At 68.4% G+C, this 18453-nt stretch carries 20 protein-coding genes; 10 read left to right on the forward strand and 10 right to left on the reverse strand.

Going from position 1 to position 18453, the window contains the following annotated elements:
• Together NY1_RS03155 and NY1_RS03160 are read left to right on the forward strand one after the other, a co-directional pair.
• Entirely contained in the window at positions 1-1158 is a 1158-nt protein-coding gene (locus NY1_RS03155) for a sensor histidine kinase (RefSeq protein WP_067708009.1), read from the forward strand.
• Between the two features lies 1 nt (position 1159).
• The gene (locus tag NY1_RS03160) at positions 1160-1804 is read left to right on the forward strand and encodes a response regulator (protein WP_067708011.1); all 645 of its coding nucleotides are present in this window, start codon (positions 1160-1162) and stop codon (positions 1802-1804) included.
• Between the two features lie 9 nt (positions 1805-1813).
• Here the strand turns inward: NY1_RS03160 and NY1_RS03165 are convergent, their stop codons facing one another.
• On the reverse strand, positions 1814-2497 hold the full coding sequence (locus NY1_RS03165; RefSeq protein ID WP_067708212.1) for a hypothetical protein: 684 nt from the start codon (positions 2495-2497) through the stop codon (positions 1814-1816).
• 97 nt (positions 2498-2594) lie between these two features.
• Between NY1_RS03165 and NY1_RS03170 the strand changes: the two genes are divergently transcribed.
• Together NY1_RS03170 and NY1_RS03175 are read left to right on the forward strand one after the other, a co-directional pair.
• Positions 2595-3845 (forward strand): DUF1444 domain-containing protein, encoded by a 1251-nt coding sequence (locus tag NY1_RS03170; protein ID WP_157762012.1) that lies wholly within the window; start codon positions 2595-2597, stop codon positions 3843-3845.
• Positions 3846-3959: 114 nt separating this feature from the next.
• Positions 3960-4883, forward strand: a complete 924-nt coding sequence (locus NY1_RS03175; RefSeq protein ID WP_067708017.1) for a DUF808 domain-containing protein — start codon at positions 3960-3962, stop codon at positions 4881-4883.
• A 15-nt stretch (positions 4884-4898) separates the two neighbouring features.
• Here the strand turns inward: NY1_RS03175 and NY1_RS03180 are convergent, their stop codons facing one another.
• The 3 genes from NY1_RS03180 to NY1_RS03190 form a co-directional block, all read right to left on the reverse strand.
• Positions 4899-5363 (reverse strand): hypothetical protein, encoded by a 465-nt coding sequence (locus NY1_RS03180; protein WP_067708020.1) that lies wholly within the window; start codon positions 5361-5363, stop codon positions 4899-4901.
• A 319-nt stretch (positions 5364-5682) separates the two neighbouring features.
• Positions 5683-6102, reverse strand: a complete 420-nt coding sequence (locus NY1_RS03185) for a hypothetical protein (RefSeq protein ID WP_157762013.1) — start codon at positions 6100-6102, stop codon at positions 5683-5685.
• Positions 6103-6183: 81 nt separating this feature from the next.
• Complete coding sequence (locus tag NY1_RS03190) at positions 6184-7326, reverse strand: acyl-CoA dehydrogenase family protein (protein WP_067708023.1); 1143 nt, start codon at positions 7324-7326, stop codon at positions 6184-6186.
• A gap of 74 nt (positions 7327-7400) precedes the next feature.
• On the opposite strand from NY1_RS03190, the gene NY1_RS03195 reads away from it, so the two are divergent.
• Together NY1_RS03195 and NY1_RS03200 are read left to right on the forward strand one after the other, a co-directional pair.
• Positions 7401-7997, forward strand: a complete 597-nt coding sequence (locus NY1_RS03195) for a TetR/AcrR family transcriptional regulator (RefSeq protein WP_067708026.1) — start codon at positions 7401-7403, stop codon at positions 7995-7997.
• A 98-nt stretch (positions 7998-8095) separates the two neighbouring features.
• On the forward strand, positions 8096-9577 hold the full coding sequence (locus NY1_RS03200) for an FAD-binding oxidoreductase (RefSeq protein WP_067708215.1): 1482 nt from the start codon (positions 8096-8098) through the stop codon (positions 9575-9577).
• An 8-nt stretch (positions 9578-9585) separates the two neighbouring features.
• On the opposite strand, the gene NY1_RS03205 is transcribed toward NY1_RS03200, so the two are convergent.
• Complete coding sequence (locus NY1_RS03205; RefSeq protein ID WP_233434181.1) at positions 9586-10332, reverse strand: S1 family peptidase; 747 nt, start codon at positions 10330-10332, stop codon at positions 9586-9588.
• A gap of 74 nt (positions 10333-10406) precedes the next feature.
• Here NY1_RS03205 and NY1_RS03210 point away from each other — a divergent pair, with 74 nt between their 5' ends.
• Together NY1_RS03210 and NY1_RS03215 are read left to right on the forward strand one after the other, a co-directional pair.
• Entirely contained in the window at positions 10407-10901 is a 495-nt protein-coding gene (locus tag NY1_RS03210) for a pyridoxamine 5'-phosphate oxidase family protein (protein ID WP_067708031.1), read from the forward strand.
• A gap of 77 nt (positions 10902-10978) precedes the next feature.
• Positions 10979-11722 carry a helix-turn-helix transcriptional regulator gene (locus NY1_RS03215; RefSeq protein WP_233434182.1) on the forward strand — a complete coding sequence of 248 codons (744 nt, stop codon included), beginning with the start codon at positions 10979-10981 and terminating at the stop codon, positions 11720-11722.
• On the opposite strand, the gene NY1_RS03220 is transcribed toward NY1_RS03215, so the two are convergent.
• Positions 11713-12117, reverse strand: a complete 405-nt coding sequence (locus tag NY1_RS03220; protein WP_067708035.1) for a VOC family protein — start codon at positions 12115-12117, stop codon at positions 11713-11715. The two genes, NY1_RS03215 and NY1_RS03220, sit on opposite strands and share 10 nt — an antisense overlap.
• A gap of 89 nt (positions 12118-12206) precedes the next feature.
• Here NY1_RS03220 and NY1_RS03225 point away from each other — a divergent pair, with 89 nt between their 5' ends.
• Positions 12207-13013, forward strand: a complete 807-nt coding sequence (locus NY1_RS03225; protein WP_067708038.1) for a class I SAM-dependent methyltransferase — start codon at positions 12207-12209, stop codon at positions 13011-13013.
• Here the strand turns inward: NY1_RS03225 and NY1_RS03230 are convergent, their stop codons facing one another.
• The 4 genes from NY1_RS03230 to NY1_RS03245 form a co-directional block, all read right to left on the reverse strand.
• Positions 13014-15035 carry an AMP-binding protein gene (locus NY1_RS03230; RefSeq protein ID WP_439955992.1) on the reverse strand — a complete coding sequence of 674 codons (2022 nt, stop codon included), beginning with the start codon at positions 15033-15035 and terminating at the stop codon, positions 13014-13016.
• 203 nt (positions 15036-15238) lie between these two features.
• Entirely contained in the window at positions 15239-15646 is a 408-nt protein-coding gene (locus tag NY1_RS03235) for a hypothetical protein (protein WP_157762014.1), read from the reverse strand.
• A gap of 252 nt (positions 15647-15898) precedes the next feature.
• Positions 15899-16399 carry a hypothetical protein gene (locus NY1_RS03240; protein ID WP_157762015.1) on the reverse strand — a complete coding sequence of 167 codons (501 nt, stop codon included), beginning with the start codon at positions 16397-16399 and terminating at the stop codon, positions 15899-15901.
• Between the two features lie 130 nt (positions 16400-16529).
• A complete protein-coding gene (locus NY1_RS03245; RefSeq protein WP_067708048.1) occupies positions 16530-17399 on the reverse strand; it encodes an NAD-dependent epimerase/dehydratase family protein in 870 nt (289 codons plus the stop codon).
• Between the two features lie 181 nt (positions 17400-17580).
• Here NY1_RS03245 and NY1_RS03250 point away from each other — a divergent pair, with 181 nt between their 5' ends.
• On the forward strand, positions 17581-18453 hold the full coding sequence (locus NY1_RS03250) for an RNA polymerase sigma-70 factor (RefSeq protein ID WP_067708050.1): 873 nt from the start codon (positions 17581-17583) through the stop codon (positions 18451-18453).

Consider the following 18453-nt stretch of genomic DNA (forward strand, 5'->3'; position numbering starts at 1 on the left):
ATGGATCAACCGCAGTCCGAGGACCGGTTCCGGACACGGATACTGCATCGCTGGTACCTGGTCGTGTGGACATCGTTCGGCCTGATCCCGCCGTTGATCGCGGTATGGGATCGCGAGGCTGCGGTCAAGTACACGACATCGGCGCTCGTGTGCCTGCTCGCCCTCGCCTGGATACCCACCCTCCGGCGTACCCCGCTGCTGCGCCCCGAGATCTTCCTCGGCTTGCTGGTGCTGGTGCTGGGTGCGATGTCGTATCTGCTGCATGGCGGGGCCGCCCTGTTCATCGTCTCGCTGCCGCAGTTCTGGATCCATGCCACGAGCGCCCGGCGCGCGGTCGGCTTCACCGTCGCCGGCGGAGCGGCCAGCCTCACCGGGGCCTTGGTCCGGCAGGAATTCTGGACCGGCAATGTGGTTTTCACCGTGTTCGGCTGTGCCGGCGGCATCCTGGTCGGGCTGTTGCTGCATCGGATCGTCCGGCACAGCGACGAGCGCGCGCGGACACTGGCTGTCGAATTGGAAAGCGCCCAAGCCGAATTGGCCAGGGTGCATCAACTCCAGGGCGCGATGGACGAACGCGAACGGATCGCCCGGGAAATCCACGACACCCTGGCGCAGGGTTTCGCCTCCATCATCGTGCTCGCGCAGGCGGCGCGCGACAACCTCGGCGCCGATCGGGACCGGGCCGCCGAACAATTGCGTTCCATCGAGCGCACCGCGCGCGAAAACCTCACGGAGGCACGGGTACTCGTCGGCTCCGATGCGCATCGCAGCGTCGCCGCGGTCGCGGACATGCTGCGCCGCACCGTGGACAGGTTCGGCGAGGACACCGGGCTGACCGTCGATTCCGAACTGCCCGACCTGGAATGCGATCAGCCGACCAGGATCGCGCTGCTGCGCTGCACACAGGAGTCGCTGGCGAATGTGCGCAAGCACGCCGGCGCCCGCACGGTCGGCGTCGTGCTCGCCCGGCGTCCGGACGGAGTCGAGCTCGAGATCACCGACGACGGGCGAGGTTTCGATCCGGCGGCCGCGCGCGGCTTCGGCCTCGACGGCATGCGCAAACGGCTCGCCGAACTCGGCGGCGAACTCACCATCACCAGCACGGCGGGCGAGGGGACCCGGGTGCTGGCGACGATTCCCCTGAATGCGCGGGTGTGACATGACCGAAAGACCGATTCGCCTGGTGATCGCCGACGATCACACGGTGCTGCGCGCCGGTGTCGTCGCGCTGCTGGAATCCGAGCCGACCGTGCGGATCGTCGGCGAGGCCGATGACGGCCGCGCCGCGATCGAGCTCGTCGAACGTGTGCAACCCGATGTGGCGCTGCTGGATCTGCGCATGCCCGAACTCGACGGGGTGGCCGCGACCGCCGCGATCGCCGCCCGCACCGGCACCCGCGTGCTGATCCTCACCACCTACGACACCGACGCCGACATCGAGCGTGCCGTCGAAGCCGGAGCCATCGGCTATCTGCTCAAGGACACCTCACGCGATCAGCTGGTCGAAGCCATCCACGCCGCATCCCGCGGTGAGACGGTACTCGCGCCGCGTGTCGCCCAGCGCCTGGTCTCGCGGATGCGCCGACCCGCGCCCGTCACTTTGACCTCGCGTGAGAAGGAGGTGCTCGAGGCGGTGGCCGACGGGCTGTCCAATGCCGAGATCGGCAAGCGGCTCGTGATCGGAGAGGCGACCGTCAAAACCCACCTGCTGCGGGTGTTCGCCAAACTCGATGCCCGCGATCGCACGCACGCGGTCGTCGTCGCGCTCGATCGGGGCCTGATCGCCCGCCCGCGACTCGGCTGACCGAAGCGCTCACTTCAGCACATTGACCGCACGTGCGATGACGAGGCTCATGGTGACCAGGGCGATTCCCGATTGCACCATCATGGTCAGCTTGGCCCACCACGACATCGGCATCACATCGGTGGGGCTGAACGCGGTCGCGTTGGTGAAGGACAGGTACAGGTAATCGGGAAACTGGGGTTCCCAATCCGGCGGCGCGACTTCGGGATTCTGCATCTGGACGAACAGAAAATCCGGATACGGTTTGCGGGCGTGCGCGCGAGCGGCCGGGCCACCGCGATCGAAATCCCAATACCAGAGCGCGAATACCAGCACATTCGACAGCCACACCGCAGCGCCGGAGCCGAGCAGCCCCGCCGGATCGCCCGAGATGGTGCCGCTGATCAAACCGTGTACCAGCTGAATCACCGCCCAGATCATGGCGAATCCGAGCAGCGCCATCAGGGTGAGCCCGGCATTGCGCAGCCAGCGCTCCTCCCGATCCAGCCGCAGCGGCGCGCCGACGACCAGCACCACGATCACGCAGAGCCCGAGTGCGGGCACCAGCCAGCGCGGTCCCGGCGTCAGCTGCGCGGGCATGTAGTACTGCAGCACCAGAAACCCGACCATGGCGACGGTGGCCGCCCAACGTGATTCGCCCTCCGTGCGTCGCGCCCACGCCGGAACCTGATCGTCGCTGTCGGTGCTGCTCACGCCCAGCAGTATCACCCGGGCGGGGCTTGCGGTCCGGGAGCGACGCAATCCGCCCTCCGTCGAGCAACCGCTTGGTGTGTCAGCTAGATTCTGGCGCATGAGCTTTTGGGGTGGGAGGTTCGGCTCCGCGAAGCGTGAGCAGGCGCGGCGGGCCGATTTCGGTGCACAAGCCTTGTCGATGGTGCGGGCGCAACCCGCTATCGCCGCAGCCGATTTCGATGTCGAGAAGTTCGAGATCGCCTATGTGACGCATGACGGTGAACGCGGATGGATGAACCTGACCACCGTCTTCCGCCGGTGCGCCGATGTCTCGCCGCGTGAGGCCGCGCATCTGCTGTTCGACTTCGTCACTTCCGGTCATGCCGGCGGGGCTGTCGAGCCGCCCGACAGTTGGGCCGCCGCGGCCGGGAAACTCCGGCCGCTCCTCCGTCAGGCCGGTGAGCTGTCCATTCGTATCGAAGGGATGCGCGCGGGCGATCACATCCTGTGGCGCCCGGTGCTGCCCTGCCTCATGGAGACCATCGTTCTCGACGAGCCCTCGGCCATGCGCAAGGTGCATCCCGGTCAGCTGGCCGAGTGGGGAGTGGATGCCGAAACCGTCTTCGCCGCCGCGCAATCCAATTTGAATGCTTTCGCTCATGACACGGTCGCCCGCTACGACCCGAATGCTCGCGGCGGCATTCTCTACCTGCCCGATTCCGATGGCGAGGAGTACGCGGGCTCGCTGCCGCTGGTTCCCGGTTGGCTGGCCGGTATCGGTGCTCGCGCGGGCGCCCGCCCCATCGTGTTCATCGCGGGTAACACCGGCGTTCTGGTGGGCGCCGAATTCTCGGCGCAGCACGTCGTTCACCTGGTGACCACCGCCCGAGAACTTTTCGACCAGTCGGTTCGTCAAGTTTCGCCTGTCCCGTACACGCTCGACGCCGCGGGTCGCCTCACCCCCTACCAGGTGCCGCGAGACCATCCGGCCTGGAAGGACATCCGAGCCGCCGAATCGCTCCTGGCCGCCAACGTCTACGGCCAGCAGTACGAAACTCTCCGTGCCGAACTCGACGAAGGCGCCCTCGAGGACTACGCGGCCAAACTGCTGCACGCCCGCAAACCCGACGGCACCGAAACCACCATCACCCCCTGGACCGACACCGTCCCTACTCTCCTTCCGCAGGCCCACAACGTCACTCTGACGAATCCGTCGACCGGCGAAACCTTCGGCGTCCCTTGGCAAACCCTTGCCGCCGCCGTGGACCTGCACCCCGTTCCCGGTTTGTACCCGCCGCGCTACCGGGTCGAGAACCACCCCGACGAACCGGTCATGGCTCAGCTCCGCGCCATGTCCCAAATGATCTGATCCACCGGATACGAGCTCGTCGTGCTCCCGCACCGGCCCGCCCGAGCAGCGCATCCGCATCCAGAGGCGATGCGCTGTCCGCCCGGCCGGTGACGGGCCGGTAACCTGCCAGGCATGAGTGCAGGTCTGTTCGGACTCCTCGATGACGTGGCCGTGCTGGCCCGGCTCGCGGCTGCTTCCCTCGACGACATCGGCGCGGCCACCGGCCGGGCGACCGCCAAGGCCGCCGGTGTGGTCATCGACGACACCGCCGTGACCCCGCAGTACGTACACGGCATCACCGCCGACCGCGAACTGCCGATGATCAAGCGCATCGCCCTCGGATCGCTGCGCAACAAGCTGGTCTTCATCCTTCCGGCCGCCCTGATCCTGAGCCAGTTCGCGCCGTGGCTGCTCACCCCGATCCTGATGGTCGGCGCCACCTACCTGTGCTTCGAAGGCGCCGAGAAGGTGCTCGGCCGGTTCCTGCACCACGACAGCCACGCCGCCGAATCCGGCCCCACCGACGAGAAGTCGATGACCGCCGGCGCTATCCGCACCGACTTCATCCTCTCCGCCGAGATCATGGTGATCGCCCTCGACGAGGTCGCCGACCAGTCCTTCTTCCCCCGCCTGATCATCCTCGCCATCGTCGCCGTCGTCATCACCGCCGCCGTCTACGGCGTAGTCGGCCTGATCGTCAAGATGGACGACGCCGGACTCGCACTGGCACAACGCTCTTCACGCTTCGCCCAAACCCTGGGCCGCGGCCTGGTGACCGGCATGCCCAAACTGCTCTCGGCCCTGTCCATCATCGGCACCGTCGCAATGCTCTGGGTCGGCGGCCACATCCTCCTCACCGGCACCGACACCCTCGGCTGGCACACCCCCTACGACCTGGTCCACCACGCCGAAGAAGCAATCCGCGACGCCGTCCCCGCCATCGGCGGAATCCTGGCCTGGCTGACCAACACAGCCATCTCAGCAGTCATCGGCTTCGCCGTCGGCACCCTCGTAGTCCTGATCGTGCAGATCTGGCCCTTCAAGAAGAAGCACTGACCCGAACTGCGGAGGTCACGCCGACACCGGGCAGGCGCCGCGCAGGACGATCCGGCAGACCGCGTCGAGCACAGCGGCGCGGGACGGGACACACAGCCGTCCCGGGTGCGGCGCGCTGGCCCAATGCCAGCCCCGCACATGGTCGTCACCGGGCACCGGGATGTGTGTGCCCGGGCCGGGAAACACGGCGCGATGCGCGGTCAGCAGATGCCGTAAGCGCAACGGAACCGGCTCGAACGGGGCCGGCGCCGAAACGAGGAAAATCCAGTGCCGGTCGTGCGGGTCGGCGACCGCGGGAGTGGCGGGCAGTTCCGCCAGCTGCGTGCACAGCAGCCGGCCCAGGTCGGCGGGCAGTCCGATCGCTTCCACCGATAATCCATTGACCAGGTATAGGTCCGCACCCGCCTGCTCGACCGGCAGCCCGTAGCGACTGCGGAGCAGATGCGCGGATTCGTGTGGCGAACAGCAGGATTCGAACATCGGAGCCTCCCAACGACAGGTGGGCACCCGGCGGCGGGGACGTGCGGGATCCCATGCCTGATGACGAACGGGCAGCATCCCGATTCGCACCGGACCCGCGCCGTCTGGCCCCCGCATAGAGAGGGAGAAGGGGATGTCGGCCCGGCGCCGGGTGCGGGAACCAGTGTGCGCCTGGATATTTGCCGCCGCGATGACAGTCCGATGGCTATCGCATGACCCGCTGTAACGACACGTCAGCCACCCGGCTACGCCCACAAGTGGGCTAGGTCACAATCGCGCGGCGAATCCACGAATTCGGTTCAGTTCGGTCGGTGCCGATTCAGGGGTGAGCGCAGAACCAGGTCGCGCCGATGTTTTCGATGGCTGGGCGCAGCGGATTAGCGTCGAGGAGGCGGTATTCCAAGGCCAGATCCAGTGCCATGGTGAGAATGGATCGTTCCGCGCCGCCGCCCAGATCGGCATAGTCATCGGCGGGGTCAGGTCGGTAGGCCGACAGCACCCGAGCCGGCGTGAGCTCGTCGGCTGCGATTGCACCGAACCTGCGGTGCAGCGACACCAGATAGGGATCGATCCGTTGTAGCCCCGCCGGTCCCAGCAGTGTGGCGGTGTGGTGGCGGCTTATCCAGATCTCCAGAACGGTCGCCACGGTGAGCGGCCCGGAAGCGGGCCGCTCACCGTTAGCCACATCTTGTCTCGCTGCCGCGTCGACTGTCGAAAACGCTCCGATGCGGGTGATCATCGCACGTCAGGATGTGCGCGAAAATGACCTGATGTGCCACCCGGGGTTGGACTGAAAGATTGCTGATATGCCGCCCGAGAATCAGCTGCCGGCGAGGCTGCGGGCGATGACGAGGCGCTGGATTTGGTTGGTGCCTTCGAAGATCTGGGTGATTTTGGCTTCTCGCATGTAGCGCTCTACGGGGAAGTCTTGGGTGTAGCCGTAGCCGCCGAGGACTTGGACGGCGTCGGTGGTGACCTTCATGGCGGCGTCGGTGGCGATGAGTTTGGCGATGCTGGCTTGGCGGGAGTAGGGGAGGCCGGCGTCGCGGCGGCGGGCGGCGTCGAGGTAGGTGGCGCGGGCGGAGTCTACGGCGGCGGCCATGTCGGCCAGGACGAAGCCGAGGCCCTGGTGGTCGATGATGGCTCGGCCGAAGGCTTCTCGTTGTTTGGCGTAGGCGACGGCGTCGTCGAGGGCGCGCTGGGCGATGCCGGTGGCTACCGCGGCGATGCCGAGGCGACCGGAGTCGAGGGCGCTGAAGGCGATGGGGAGACCTTGACCGGGGGCGCCGAGGAGACGGTCGGCGGGGATGAGGGCGTTGTCGTAGGCGGCGCTGGTGGTGGGGACGGCGCGCAGGCCCATTTTCTCTTCCGGCTTGCCGAAGGTCAGGCCCGCGGTGTCGGCGGGGACCAGGAAGCAGGAGATGCCGCGCGAGCCTTCGCCGGTGCGGGCGAAGAGGGTGTAGTAGTCGGCTTTGCCGCCGTTGGTGATCCAGGCTTTGGTGCCGGTGACGCGATAGCCGTCCTCGGATTCGACGGCGCGGCAACGCAGGGCGGCGGCGTCGGAGCCGGCATGGGCTTCGGAGAGGCTGTAGGCGCCGATCAGGTTGCCCGACAGCATGTCCGGGAGCCAGCGCTGCTTCTGTTCCTCGGTGCCGTAGACGAAGAGCGGATGGCAGGACAGGCTGTGGACGCTGACCGCGACGGCGACGGCGGCCCAGCGCGCGCCCAGTTCCTCCAGCACCTGCAGGTACACCTCGTAGGGCTGCCCGCCGCCGCCGAACTCCTCCGGGTAGGGCAGGCTCAGCAGCCCGGCCGCCCCGAGCGCCCGGAACGCCTCCTCCGGATACCGCTCCTGCTTCTCGAACTCGGCGGCATCGGGTTCGAGCACCTTGTCGGCGATATCGCGGGTGAGTTCGATGAGGTCGCGGGCCTCGGTGGTGGGCAGCAGGCGATCGACTGGCATGCCATTACGTTACGGGTGACACCCAATTCCGTGCAAGGGTGCACGCAATTTTCAGAATTGGCTAGACTGAGCTGGTGGTTTCCGGTCTGCCCTTGAACAAGCATCAGGAGAAGAGCCTGCGCACGCGGGCGCTGCTGCTGGATGCCGCCATCGACAGCTTGGCCGAGGTGGGGTATGCGAGCGCGTCCATCGCCGATATCACCGCCCGCGCCGGGGTGACCCGCGGTGCGCAGCTGCACCATTTCCATACCCGGCAGGAATTGTTCGCGCAGACCATCGACCATCTGACGCAGCGGCAGCGGGAAGCGCTGGGCAAGCGGACGCGCACGCTGCCCACGACGGCGTCCGCGGGGGAGGTGCTGGTCGAGTTCGTGACCGCGCCGTTCGCGGGGAAGCTCGGCAAGGCGGCGGTGGAGTTGTATGTGGGGATCGCCAACGACAAGGAACTACGCCGCGAAATGCTGCGCGTACAGCACGATCTGACGGTCGAACTGCTGGACGCCTGCGCCGCCCGCATCGAGGTGCCGCGCGATCGCCTCGAGGCCGCGTTCTGGCTCACCATCAACCTGGTGCGCGGCGCCACCCTCGATGAGATGGTGGGCCGGGATCGCCTGCGGCGCAAGCAGGTTCTGGCCGATTGGACCCGTCTCGCGGAGCAGATGCTCAGCTGAAACACCCATCCCGGCGACCGCGATTATCGAGCCGGATGGTGTTTTCGTACCGGTTTGCGCTGTGCGCGACCGGGAATGGCCTCGGGGGAGGCAGCGCGATGGCGATCGATCGTCGGACCGTACTGCGGGTGGCCGGGCTGGCGGCGGCGAGCACCGCCTTGGGGGCGTGGACGGCCAGCGGCTGGCAGCAGGCGGAATCGGCACCGGGACAGGTGGATTGGCCCGCGCTGAGCCAGCGCCTGCAAGGGTCGCTGCTACTACCCGAGGACACCGGGTATGAGCGGGCGAAACAGGCATTCAATCCGCGATTCGACGACCGGCGGCCCGCAGCGGTGGCCGCCTGCGGCTCCGTCTCGGATGTGCAGGCGTGCGTGACCGCGGTCGCGGGCACCGGGGTGCGGGCCGCCGCCCGCAGCGGAAGCCACAGCTACGCGGGCTATTCCACCCCCGACGACGGCCTGATCATCGACGTGGGCGCGCTGAACACCGTCGAGGTGCGCGCCGACGGCACCGCCGTGATCGGCGCGGGCGCCCGCCTGATGGACGTCTACTCGGGCCTCGCGAGCGCGGGCCGCTGTCTGCCGGGCGGTTCCTGCCCGACCGTGGGCATCGCCGGACTCACCCTCGGCGGCGGGATCGGCGTCCTGGCCGGAAAGTACGGATTGACGTGCGACAGTCTGGTTTCGGCGGAGATCGTCACCGCCGACGGCACCCTGCGCACCGCGTCCGCGGACTCCGAGCCGGATCTGTTCTGGGCATTGCGTGGCGGTGGCGGCGGCAATTTCGGGGTGGTCACCTCGTTCACCTTCCGCACCCAGCCTGCCCCGCGCCCGATCGTCGCCAAGCTGTTGTTCGCGGCCGGTTCCGCCACCGCCGTACTCGGCGGGTGGCAGTCCTTCACTACCACCGCCCCGGACGAATTCTGGTCCACCCTGGCGATTTCCGCCGGTGCCGCACCGTCCTGCCGCATCAGCGTCTGTTATCTCGGCACCGAACAGGACCTGAACTCGCTGCTGGACAAGCTGATCGCGGCCACCGGTACCCAGCCAGCCGACCGGTCGGTCACCGATATGGGGTATTTGCAGGCGATGCAGTATTTCGGCGGCTGCACGAACTATGCGGTCGCACAATGCCGTCCGTCCTGGAACGGCGGCGGCCTGCTGGATCGCGAATCCTTCACCGCGTCCTCCCGGGTACTGATCAAGCCTCTCACCGAGCCGGACCGCCTGACCGCGCTGCTCACCGGCCGCACCGGCATGGACATCCTGCTCGACAGCCTCGCCGGAGCCGTGAGCCGAATCGGTCCCGCCGACACCGCCTTTCCGCATCGAGGTGCATTGGCCACGGCGCAGATCTACGTCGGCGGCATCACCGCGGCCGATCGCACCGTGGTCGCCGAAGTGCGCGACGGCCTGGGACAACTCGTCGGCGATACCGGCTTCGTCAACTACATCGACCCCGACCTGAAGGATTGGGGCCGGGCGTACTACGGTGCGAACGCCACCCGACTACGCAAGGTCGCCGACCGGTACGACCCCGTCGGCGTATTCGATTTCGCCCAATCGGTATCGAAGCTCTGATGCCCCGCTCAGAACGCGGACGGCAGCCGCGCGTAAACGCCGGGATATCCCGGTTGCGCCGCTCCCCTCGCCCACGACGTGATCCCCACCAGCTTCCCGTCCGCCAATAGCGGCCCGCCGCTGTCGAATTCCCCGGTGTCGGCCTCGGTGGATCCGGCGCAGACCATATCCGCGCTGTCGAACCCGCCGGGATAGGCGGTCGCACAATCGGCATCGGCCGTGAACGGCACGACGGCCGCTCGCAGCCGCGTATTCGAGGTGTCGCCGTCGGCGGTCCCACCCCAGCCGAGGACCGTGCCCGAACTCGCGTGGGGCGCGGCGATTTCGACGACGGCCCGCTGCTGCGGCGCGCTCAAGGTGAGGATGGCGAGATCGTGCCGGTAGACCTCCACCCCGTCGATCGTCTCCTGCCGGAACCCCGGATGGATGCGCACGGCCTGCACCCCCACCGTGACTCCGTCACCCGATCGCAGCTCGCTCCGATCGAAGGTGACGGTCAGCGCCTGCGGCAGCAACCCGGCCAATTGCACGCAATGCGCCGCCGTCAGTACCTGATCGGGCGCGATGAGCGCCCCTCCGCAGAACTGTCCCGACGCCCGGTCCAGGAACAACGGACTTCCCACCGCCGCGAGCCACGGATACTCCCGCGCCGAAACTTCCGAACCCCCGATCACCGCCGCGGCGGGAGAAACGGCCAGGGTGGCGCCGGCGAGCACCGTCGCTGCCGGTGTCGCGAGACGGCGAAAGACGGTCACCCCGCCCATTCAAACAGACCGGCATCTTCCTTGACGGCCCGAAATCTGTCGGCCCCCACGCGTACCGTCGGGTTATGACGTCCTGGTCCGAGTTCGCTGTCGCCGCACCGCACATCTCGTCGATCTTCACCCGCCGTCACGCCGCCACCGGCAACCTGTGCATGCTGGCCACCGTGCGCGCCGACGGCTCGCCGCGCATCAGCCCCATGGAGCCGCGAATCTTCGAAGGCCAGCTGTGGGTGGGCGGCATGCCCAACACCACCAAGTTCGCCGACCTGGCCCGCGACCCGCGCTTCTGCCTGCACACCGCCACCGTCGACACCCATGTCGGCGATGGCGACGCGAAGCTGTTCGGCACCGTGCGGAATGTGCAGGACGAGGCGCTGCACCAGCGTTTCGCCGATGCGTTGTACGCGGAAACCGGCTTCGATCTACGTGGTCAGAAGTTCGATCCGTTCTATGCCGCGGAACTCACCGGGGCCTCCGCTGTCGAACTGGTGGACGGCGAGCACCTGGAGATCACGGTGTGGAAGCCCGGCAAAGGCGAATACACGGTGCGGAAGCACTGATGACGGTCGCCCCAAACGGGCACTTCGCGCAAAGTGGCAGCGATGGCATTGTTGCACGCGATGCAATAATGCGTGAGGTGCCGAAAACGGTGCATCCCAACGCTTTTCCGGCCGTCGACAGCTATCGCGAACGCCCCTCGACCCTACCCGGTGCGGTTGTGTGGACACGCGAACCCGTCGGTGTATCGAGCACGCCGGTGTTCCCGGACGGCTCCATGGATCTGCTCTGGATCGACGGCAGGCTCGCGGTCGCGGGCCCAGACACTCAGCCGTATCAACCGGCTTTCGGACCGGCTACCCGGATCGCGGGCATCCGGTTCTTTCCCGGCTCCGCGCCCGCCCTGCTCGGCGTCCCGGCCCACGAACTACGGGACAGCCGAATCGACCTCGCCGACCTCTGGACTCCGGCCGAAACGCGTCGCGCCCACGATCTCCTCGCCCGCGCGCACAACCCGGCCGCAGGATTGGAGGCCGTCGCCGCCTGGCGGGCCGCCGAAACGGCTACGCCCGACCCGATCCTGCACGCCATCGTCACCGAATTGCGCTCCGGCGAATCGATCTCCGCCATCGCCGACCACCTGGACCTGGGCCCACGCCGCCTGCACCGCCTATCCCTGGCGGCATTCGGCTACGGACCCAAAACCCTGGCCCGCATCCTGCGCATGCAACGCGCCCTCGCCCTGGCCCGCGCGGGCACGCCATTCGCGGAAGTAGCCGTCCGCTCCGGCTACGCCGATCAAGCCCACCTCTCCCGCGAGGTCCGCGCCCTCACCGGCCTGCCGCTCGGCCACTTGACGGGTGCCCGCCCCGGTCACCCCTGAGCGGATTCACCCAGCGCCGCATACAGATCCACACCGTTCCCGTCCGGATCGGCCACGATCGCATACCGCTGCCCCCAGAACGCATCGAACGGCTTCACTTCCCCGTGATAGCCCGCCGCCACCAACTCGTCGAACTTCGCATCCACCGCACCGGGACTCCCACACCGCACCGCCACCCCGATCCGCCCGCCGGACCTCGCCCGCCATTCGGGATGGAACGACCGAATGACTTCCTCGGTATCGAACGTCAAGCGCATCCCACCGGGCAACCCCACTTCCACATGCGCTTCGTTCTCCGCCCCATCCCCGATCTCCAGCCCGAGCCGCCGGTAAAACCCCAGCGCCGCCGCCATATCCGAGACAACGATCCCGATCACATCCAATTGCACAGTCATACGCGGAACCCTACGAGCGCCCGCGCTGCCCCGTCTTGAACAAAACGGACACCCCGCGACGCTCGAGCCCGATCGGAGAGGGCGACGGAATGGACCGCACCCACCACTTACACGCCTCCTCGTTCGGCACCGCCGCAGCCGCGTACGCCGCGCACCGCCCGGACTACGCCCCCACAGCGGTCGAATGGGCGCTCGAGCCCGCACCCGGTCCACGCGTGCTCGACCTCGGCGCCGGCACCGGGAAACTGACCGGCACAGTGGCGGCGCTGGGCGTGGACGTCATCGCGGTCGAACCCGACTCCGCGATGCTCGCCGAATTGCGCCGCACGCTGCCGTCGGTCCGCGCGCTGTCCGGCAGCGCCGAGCGAATCCCGCTGCCCGACGCCTCCGTGCACGCCGTACTGGCCGGAAACGCCATGCACTGGTTCGACATGGCCGTCGCCGGACCCGAGATAGCGAGAGTCCTTGCACCCGAAGGCATCCTGGCCGGACTGTGGAACCTCCTGGACGACCGCATCGACTGGATCGCCGGACTCGCCTGGGCCGGGGGACCCGCCGCCATCGGTCCCCGGGACACCCTCGGCAGCTGGCGCACCGCGACCGCGCACCTGCACCGCTCCGGCACCGGCGAAACGGTCGCCTTCGGCACCCCCGAACAGGCTGAATTCCCGCACACCCAACGCCGTGACGCCGACTCGCTCGTCGCCACCCTCGGGACCCGCGCGGGAGTTCTGGTCATGTCGGACCCGGATCGAGCCGCCACCCTCGGCCGCATACGGGAGTTCCTCGCACGAACGTCGGAAGCGAACACGGGCGAATTCGAGCTCCCGATGCTGACCGGTGTACTGCGGGTGCGGCGGTCGTCCAGCCGACATCACGATTCCCGGCTTGCGTGACTACGACGTGGAATCGTCGGAAGGCCCTGCCAGTAGCCGTTTGAGTACCTTGCCGGTTTCGCCGCGTGGGAGGGACGGGAGGAAGACGATGTCTCGGGGCACGCTGAAGCGGCTCAGGCGGTTTCGCACGTAGCGGCGGACCATTTCCGGGTCCAGGCCCGAGCCGTCTCGTTTGACGATGTAGGCGGCCAGGCGCTCGCCGAAGTCGTGGTCGGGTACGCCGATCACCGCTACTTCGCTGACCTGGGGGAGGTGGGCGAGGGCTTCCTCGACCGGGCGGGGGAAGACGTTCTCGCCGCCGGAGATGATCATCTCGTCGTCGCGGCCGGCGATGAACAAGCGGCCCGCGGCATCGAGGTAGCCGAGATCGCCGGTGTCGAGCAGGCCGCCTACCTCGTCGGGTGGCGGGCAGTTGACGTAGCCGTCGAAGAGCATGTGGTTGCCGACGAAGATGCGGCCGGTCGCGCCCACCGGCACCGGTCGCCGGTTCTCGCCCAGCACGGCGATTTTGGTGCCCAGTGGCGGTCGTCCGGCGGTGGTGGGGGAGATGCGCAGGTCCGCGGGCGTCGCGACGGTCGCCCACGAGACCTCGGTGGAGCCGTACACGTTGTAGAGGATGTCGCCGAACACGTCCATGAACCGCAGCACCGTCGCCGCCGCCAGCGGTGCGCCGCAACTGGCCACCACGCGCAGGCTCGACAGGTCGTGGCGGGCGCGCACGGCGAGGGGCAGATCGAGGATGCGCTGCACCATGGTCGGCACCACCACGAGCACCTGGACGCCGTGCTCGGCGATCTGCCGCAGGCAGTCTTCGGCGTCGAAGTCCTCCGAGAGCACCACGGTATCGCGCAGTGCCACGCTCAATTGCAGGGTGGCCAGCCCCCAGGTGTGGAACAGCGGTGCGGCGATGAGCATGGTCTCGTTCATGCGCAAGGGAATTCGGGACAGCAGCGCCGCGATGGTGGCGAAGCCCTTGGCATGCGGGCGGCGCGCGCCCTTCGGGGTGCCGCTGGTACCGCTGGTGAGCACCACCAGTTTCCCGGGCCGTGCCGGTCGGTCGAAGCCGGATCCACCGGCCTCCGCCAACGCCGCGATGGTGTGCTCGCCGGGCACGTCGTCGGTGCGATAGCGCCGGATATCGGCGTGCAGATAGTGCACGAGGTGTTCGAGATCGCTGTCCACGAACAAGGTCCCGAGCTGATGTCGCTGCACGAGGTCCTCGATGCGCCGCGCCGACAGTCCGGCGTTCAGCAGCACCACATCGACCCCGAGTTTGCCTGCCGCGACCATGGTTTCGACCATGCCCACGCGATTGCGCGCCAGCAGCCCCACCGCGTCCCCGGGCACCAGGCCGAGTCCGGCGACGGCGCTCGCCAGGGCGTGACTGCGCTCGTGGATCTCGCGAAAGGTCCGGCTGCCCCGATCGTCGACGACGGCGGTCCGCTTGGGCGACGCGGCGGCCGCCGCCGCGTACCCGCCCGCCAGATTGAATCCCCATTTGACCAGTCCGCCCAGTTGTTTCACCCCGCGATCGATCCGCCCGGTGACGACGCCGGTCGTCACCACCTGCCGGGCGATCCGCAATCGCCGCCGCATCGGCGCGTCCTCGCCATTGTCGATGATCGAGGTCGGGGCTCCGGCCGCCAGCTCGGCGAGCCGGCGCAGGGCATCCCGGGTCCAGTCGGTGACGACCGAATTCGCCTGTCCGGCAATGGCGGGATGAATCCGCCCCGGCGCGAAGTAGGTGACCGTGACCCGGGTGCCGTTCTCGCGTGCCCGGAACCGGATCAGCGCGAAGCTGCCCGTGTCCGGGCATTGGAGCTCGAGGCCGTCGCTGCGCCCGGCGCGCACATCGATGCACACCGTGCGGACACCGGCCTCGGACGTCCCGACCCGCAGCTCCCACCGCGATCCGCCGTCCGGCGTGGTGACGCGCTCACAGCCGCCGATCCCGGTGCAGATCCGCGGGTAGACCAACGGGTCGGTCAGCAACTCCCGCAGCGATTGCGCCGCGACCGGCAATTCCACGGTCGTATCAAATATCTCGGTTACCACAGTCTCGCGGTTCTGGCCGGGCCGATTCCACCATCCCGAATCGGCGGGAGCCCCTTTATATCCGCGCGCGCGTGGTCGGCTGACCAAGATCGCCGGGTTCTGTGACGGCCCCCTGCCGACGCCGGAATCGATTGTGGGAGTGGACCAAAGCGGTCACCGCGCTGGCGGGATCAGGCGAGTGACACCACCTTGGCTTGACCGGTGACGACGGTGTCGTTGCGATCGACCAGCGCGACCCGCACCTGCACCGTCTGTCCCGCGGCGAGCGGCGCGGACGCCCCGGAAGCGCCGGTGAGGACGACGACCGCGGTGTGCGCGCTGCCGTCACAGGTGACGTCGCGCTGGCTGCCGGTGGCGGCGGGGCTCTCGGCATTGGGATCGCCCGCCATGGCCTGAATGCTCGCGACCCCGGCCGAGGCATCACAGCTGTAGTCGACCTGCACATTGGCCGGGCCGACACCGCTGACGTCGATGCTGTTGGCGGCGGATGCCGGACCGGCGGTCGCGACCAGTAGGCCGAGCGCGCCGAGCGTGGTGAGAAGGAGTGCGGGCCGTCGGTAGTGCTGCTTGGACACCATGGATTTTCGACCTCCTGCGTAGCGGAAACGATTGCCGGACACATCGGAGTTGCCGAACACCTGTGAAGTTGCCGAACCGAGCGGAGCAGAAATCGCGGGCTTCGCGCACCGCGCTTCCATGGTCCCAGACCGTGCTCAGCCGGTCCGCCCCGGCACCGCTACACCGGTGGTTCGCTCGCCCAGGACCCGCTCCCGCCGCGTCGTTCCGCCGTTTTCGTTGTAGCGGCGACCCCGCTGGTTCCGCTGTCGTGACTACTCCGCCGGTTTCACCGGCGCGACCTCCCGCTGCACCGCCAGTTGCACCGGCGCGGCCTCCCGTCGTTCGGCCCGCCGCACCGCCCAGCCTGGCGGCGTCGCCTCGGACTTCTCCCGCAAGGCCGCCTGCCGGATATCGAGCTCCCGGATACCGGTCCGCAATTCCGCCGGATCCTCCAGCGTTTGCAGTGAGCGATACCGGTCGGCCTGCGCCTCGTACACCGACCGCAGCATCCGGCATTCGGCCTGGTGCACATCGCAATTCAACGCCGTGTGGACGATGGTGCAGATGGCGGCGCCCAGGGCCAGGTAGGCCGGCAGATTCCCGGCCTCCTTGGTGCCCAGCACCACCGACCCGGCCACGGTGGACAGCACCGCGGCCCCGACGACGAGAATGACATTGGCGGGCCGCAGCGTGGACAACCAGGTGGAGTAGGCCCGGGCGCGAACCCGGCATTCCCGCTCGCGAGCCGCGGCGACAGCGTGAAAGTCGAGCACCACCTTGATATTTCCGCACCGCGCCCACCGCCGCCACGATTCCGCCGAACCTCTTGACGCCCATCGGTATCCGCCGGTCGCCGCGGTCCCGGAGTGGGTCGGGCCCGCCACCTGGGATCGGGCGAACCGCTCAGCTCGCGGTGAGGTCCGCCGCCCGGCCCGGGCGGGTGGGCGTCCAGCCGAGTTCGGTGCGCGCCTTGGCGGCGGAGGCGAGCTGATCGAGCATGAAGGCTTCCACCATGACGCCCCAATACTGTTGTGCGTCTTCGGGATTCCAGTCCGCGACCTGCGCGCCGTGCCGTTCGGCGACCGCGCGCGCCGCGTCGGCGACCCGGACGGATTCGTCGAGGGCCGCGAGGTAGACCGACCCGGCGGGCGCGGATTCCACCGCCAGGGCGTACAGCTCGCCGAGATCGTCGACGTGCACGACCGGCCAGCGGTTCGAGCCGTCGCCGAAGTGCCGCACCACAGGACCGTCGGGGGTCTGCTGCGGGGCCAGCAGGATTGCGGGATAGCCCTTTCCGGCGCCGTAGACCAGGCCCGGGCGGATGCGCACGGTGCGCACGCCGCGGGCGTGGCCGGTCTCCTCGATGAGCTTCTCGACCGCGGGCCGCCAGGACACCACCAGCGGCGGCGCCAGCGGGGACTCCTCGGTCAGGGCGGTCTCGCCGGAATGGCCGTGCACCCAGATTCCGCTGGTGTACACGAACGCCTTTCCGGTGCCGGCGAACGCGTCGAGCACGGTCTCGGCGACGATCCGGTCGAGTTCGCCCGCCCGCTCGTCATTGCTGGAGGCCGCGTGCACCACCGCATCCACATCGGCGAGTGCGGAGGTGAGCGCCGCCGGATCGAACAGGTCGGCCACCAGCGTCTCCACCTGCTCGGGAACCTCGCGGCCGGCGCTCGTCACCGTGCCGATCACGCGATGTCCGCGGTTGAGCAGCGCCCGCGCCGCCGCGCCACCGATCGCGCCCGACACGCCCGTCACCAGAACCTTCATCAGAGACTCCTTGCCCAGTCGGCGACTACTTCTATCGCCGGTAACCGATCTAGCCGCGTACACGGTGTGTAACGACGATAGAGAATCTATCACTGCTAGATCATGAAGTCGAATCGCGTCTGTCACACCGCGGTTCGGGGCGGTGTCTGTATGTCGAGGCCATCGACACACAGGAGGAGATATGGGCGCGGACCCGTTCACCGTGCATCGCAGTCTGCTGTTCACCGTCGCCTACGAGATGCTCGGATCCGCCGCCGATGCCGACGATGTGGTGCAGGAGACCTGGCTGCGCTGGCGCGAGGTCGATCGGGCGGGGGTGCGCGATCCGCGGGCCTATCTGGTGCGGATGGTGACTCGCCAGTCGCTCAACCGGATTCGCACGATGGCCCGGCGGCGCGAGGATTATCTGGGGGAGTGGCTGCCCGAACCCGTGCTGACCGGTCCGGATGTGGCCGAGGACGTCGAGCTGGCGGAGAGCGTGTCGATCGCCATGCTGACGGTGCTGGAAACGCTCGCGCCGACCGAGCGCGCGGTGTTCGTGCTGCGCGAGGTGTTCGATGTGCCGCACGACGAGATCGCCGGGGCGGTGGGGAAATCGGCGGCGGCGGTGCGGCAGATCGCGCGCCGGGCCCGGGAGCATGTGGCAGCGCGCCGCCCGCGGGTGCGGGTGAGCCGGGACGAGCAGCGGATGGTGGTGGAACGGTTCCGGTCGGCCGTCGAAACCGGTGATCTCCAGGGGCTTTTCGATGTGCTGGCCCCGGATGTGGTGTTCGTGGCGGACGGCGGCGGTCTGGTGCCCGCCGTGCCGCACCCGATCGCAGGCGCCTCGCAGGTGGCCGCTTTCATCGCCCGCTTCCCCCGGCTGGCGCCCGGGGCGGTGGTCACGGTGGTCTGGATCAATGGCGCTCCGGTCCTGCGCATCGATGCCGGCGGCAACCTCGAGGCGGCGATCAGCCCGGTCGTGGAATCCGGGCTGATCACCCGGGTCTACGCGATCCGCAACCCGCACAAGCTCGTTCGCCTCGGTGAGGCCATGCGATTGAGCCGCAGCTGA

It is taken from the genome of Nocardia yamanashiensis NBRC 100130, from assembly GCF_001613325.1.
GTDB classification, from domain to species: domain Bacteria; phylum Actinomycetota; class Actinomycetes; order Mycobacteriales; family Mycobacteriaceae; genus Nocardia; species Nocardia yamanashiensis.

Bases quoted from the DNA above. Each gene is read 5' to 3' on its own strand.
- NY1_RS03155 (WP_067708009.1), top strand. From the start codon at position 1: ATGGATCAACCGCAGTCCGAGGACCGGTTCCGGACACGGATACTGCAT.
- NY1_RS03160 (WP_067708011.1), top strand. From the start codon at position 1,160: ATGACCGAAAGACCGATTCGCCTGGTGATCGCCGACGATCACACGGTG.
- NY1_RS03170 (WP_157762012.1), top strand. From the start codon at position 2,595: ATGAGCTTTTGGGGTGGGAGGTTCGGCTCCGCGAAGCGTGAGCAGGCG.
- NY1_RS03175 (WP_067708017.1), top strand. From the start codon at position 3,960: ATGAGTGCAGGTCTGTTCGGACTCCTCGATGACGTGGCCGTGCTGGCC.
- NY1_RS03180 (WP_067708020.1), bottom strand. From the start codon at position 5,363: ATGTTCGAATCCTGCTGTTCGCCACACGAATCCGCGCATCTGCTCCGC.
- NY1_RS03185 (WP_157762013.1), bottom strand. From the start codon at position 6,102: ATGATCACCCGCATCGGAGCGTTTTCGACAGTCGACGCGGCAGCGAGA.
- NY1_RS03190 (WP_067708023.1), bottom strand. From the start codon at position 7,326: ATGCCAGTCGATCGCCTGCTGCCCACCACCGAGGCCCGCGACCTCATC.
- NY1_RS03200 (WP_067708215.1), top strand. From the start codon at position 8,096: ATGGCGATCGATCGTCGGACCGTACTGCGGGTGGCCGGGCTGGCGGCG.
- NY1_RS03210 (WP_067708031.1), top strand. From the start codon at position 10,407: ATGACGTCCTGGTCCGAGTTCGCTGTCGCCGCACCGCACATCTCGTCG.
- NY1_RS03220 (WP_067708035.1), bottom strand. From the start codon at position 12,117: ATGACTGTGCAATTGGATGTGATCGGGATCGTTGTCTCGGATATGGCG.
- NY1_RS03225 (WP_067708038.1), top strand. From the start codon at position 12,207: ATGGACCGCACCCACCACTTACACGCCTCCTCGTTCGGCACCGCCGCA.
- NY1_RS03235 (WP_157762014.1), bottom strand. From the start codon at position 15,646: ATGGTGTCCAAGCAGCACTACCGACGGCCCGCACTCCTTCTCACCACG.
- NY1_RS03245 (WP_067708048.1), bottom strand. From the start codon at position 17,399: ATGAAGGTTCTGGTGACGGGCGTGTCGGGCGCGATCGGTGGCGCGGCG.
- NY1_RS03250 (WP_067708050.1), top strand. From the start codon at position 17,581: ATGGGCGCGGACCCGTTCACCGTGCATCGCAGTCTGCTGTTCACCGTC.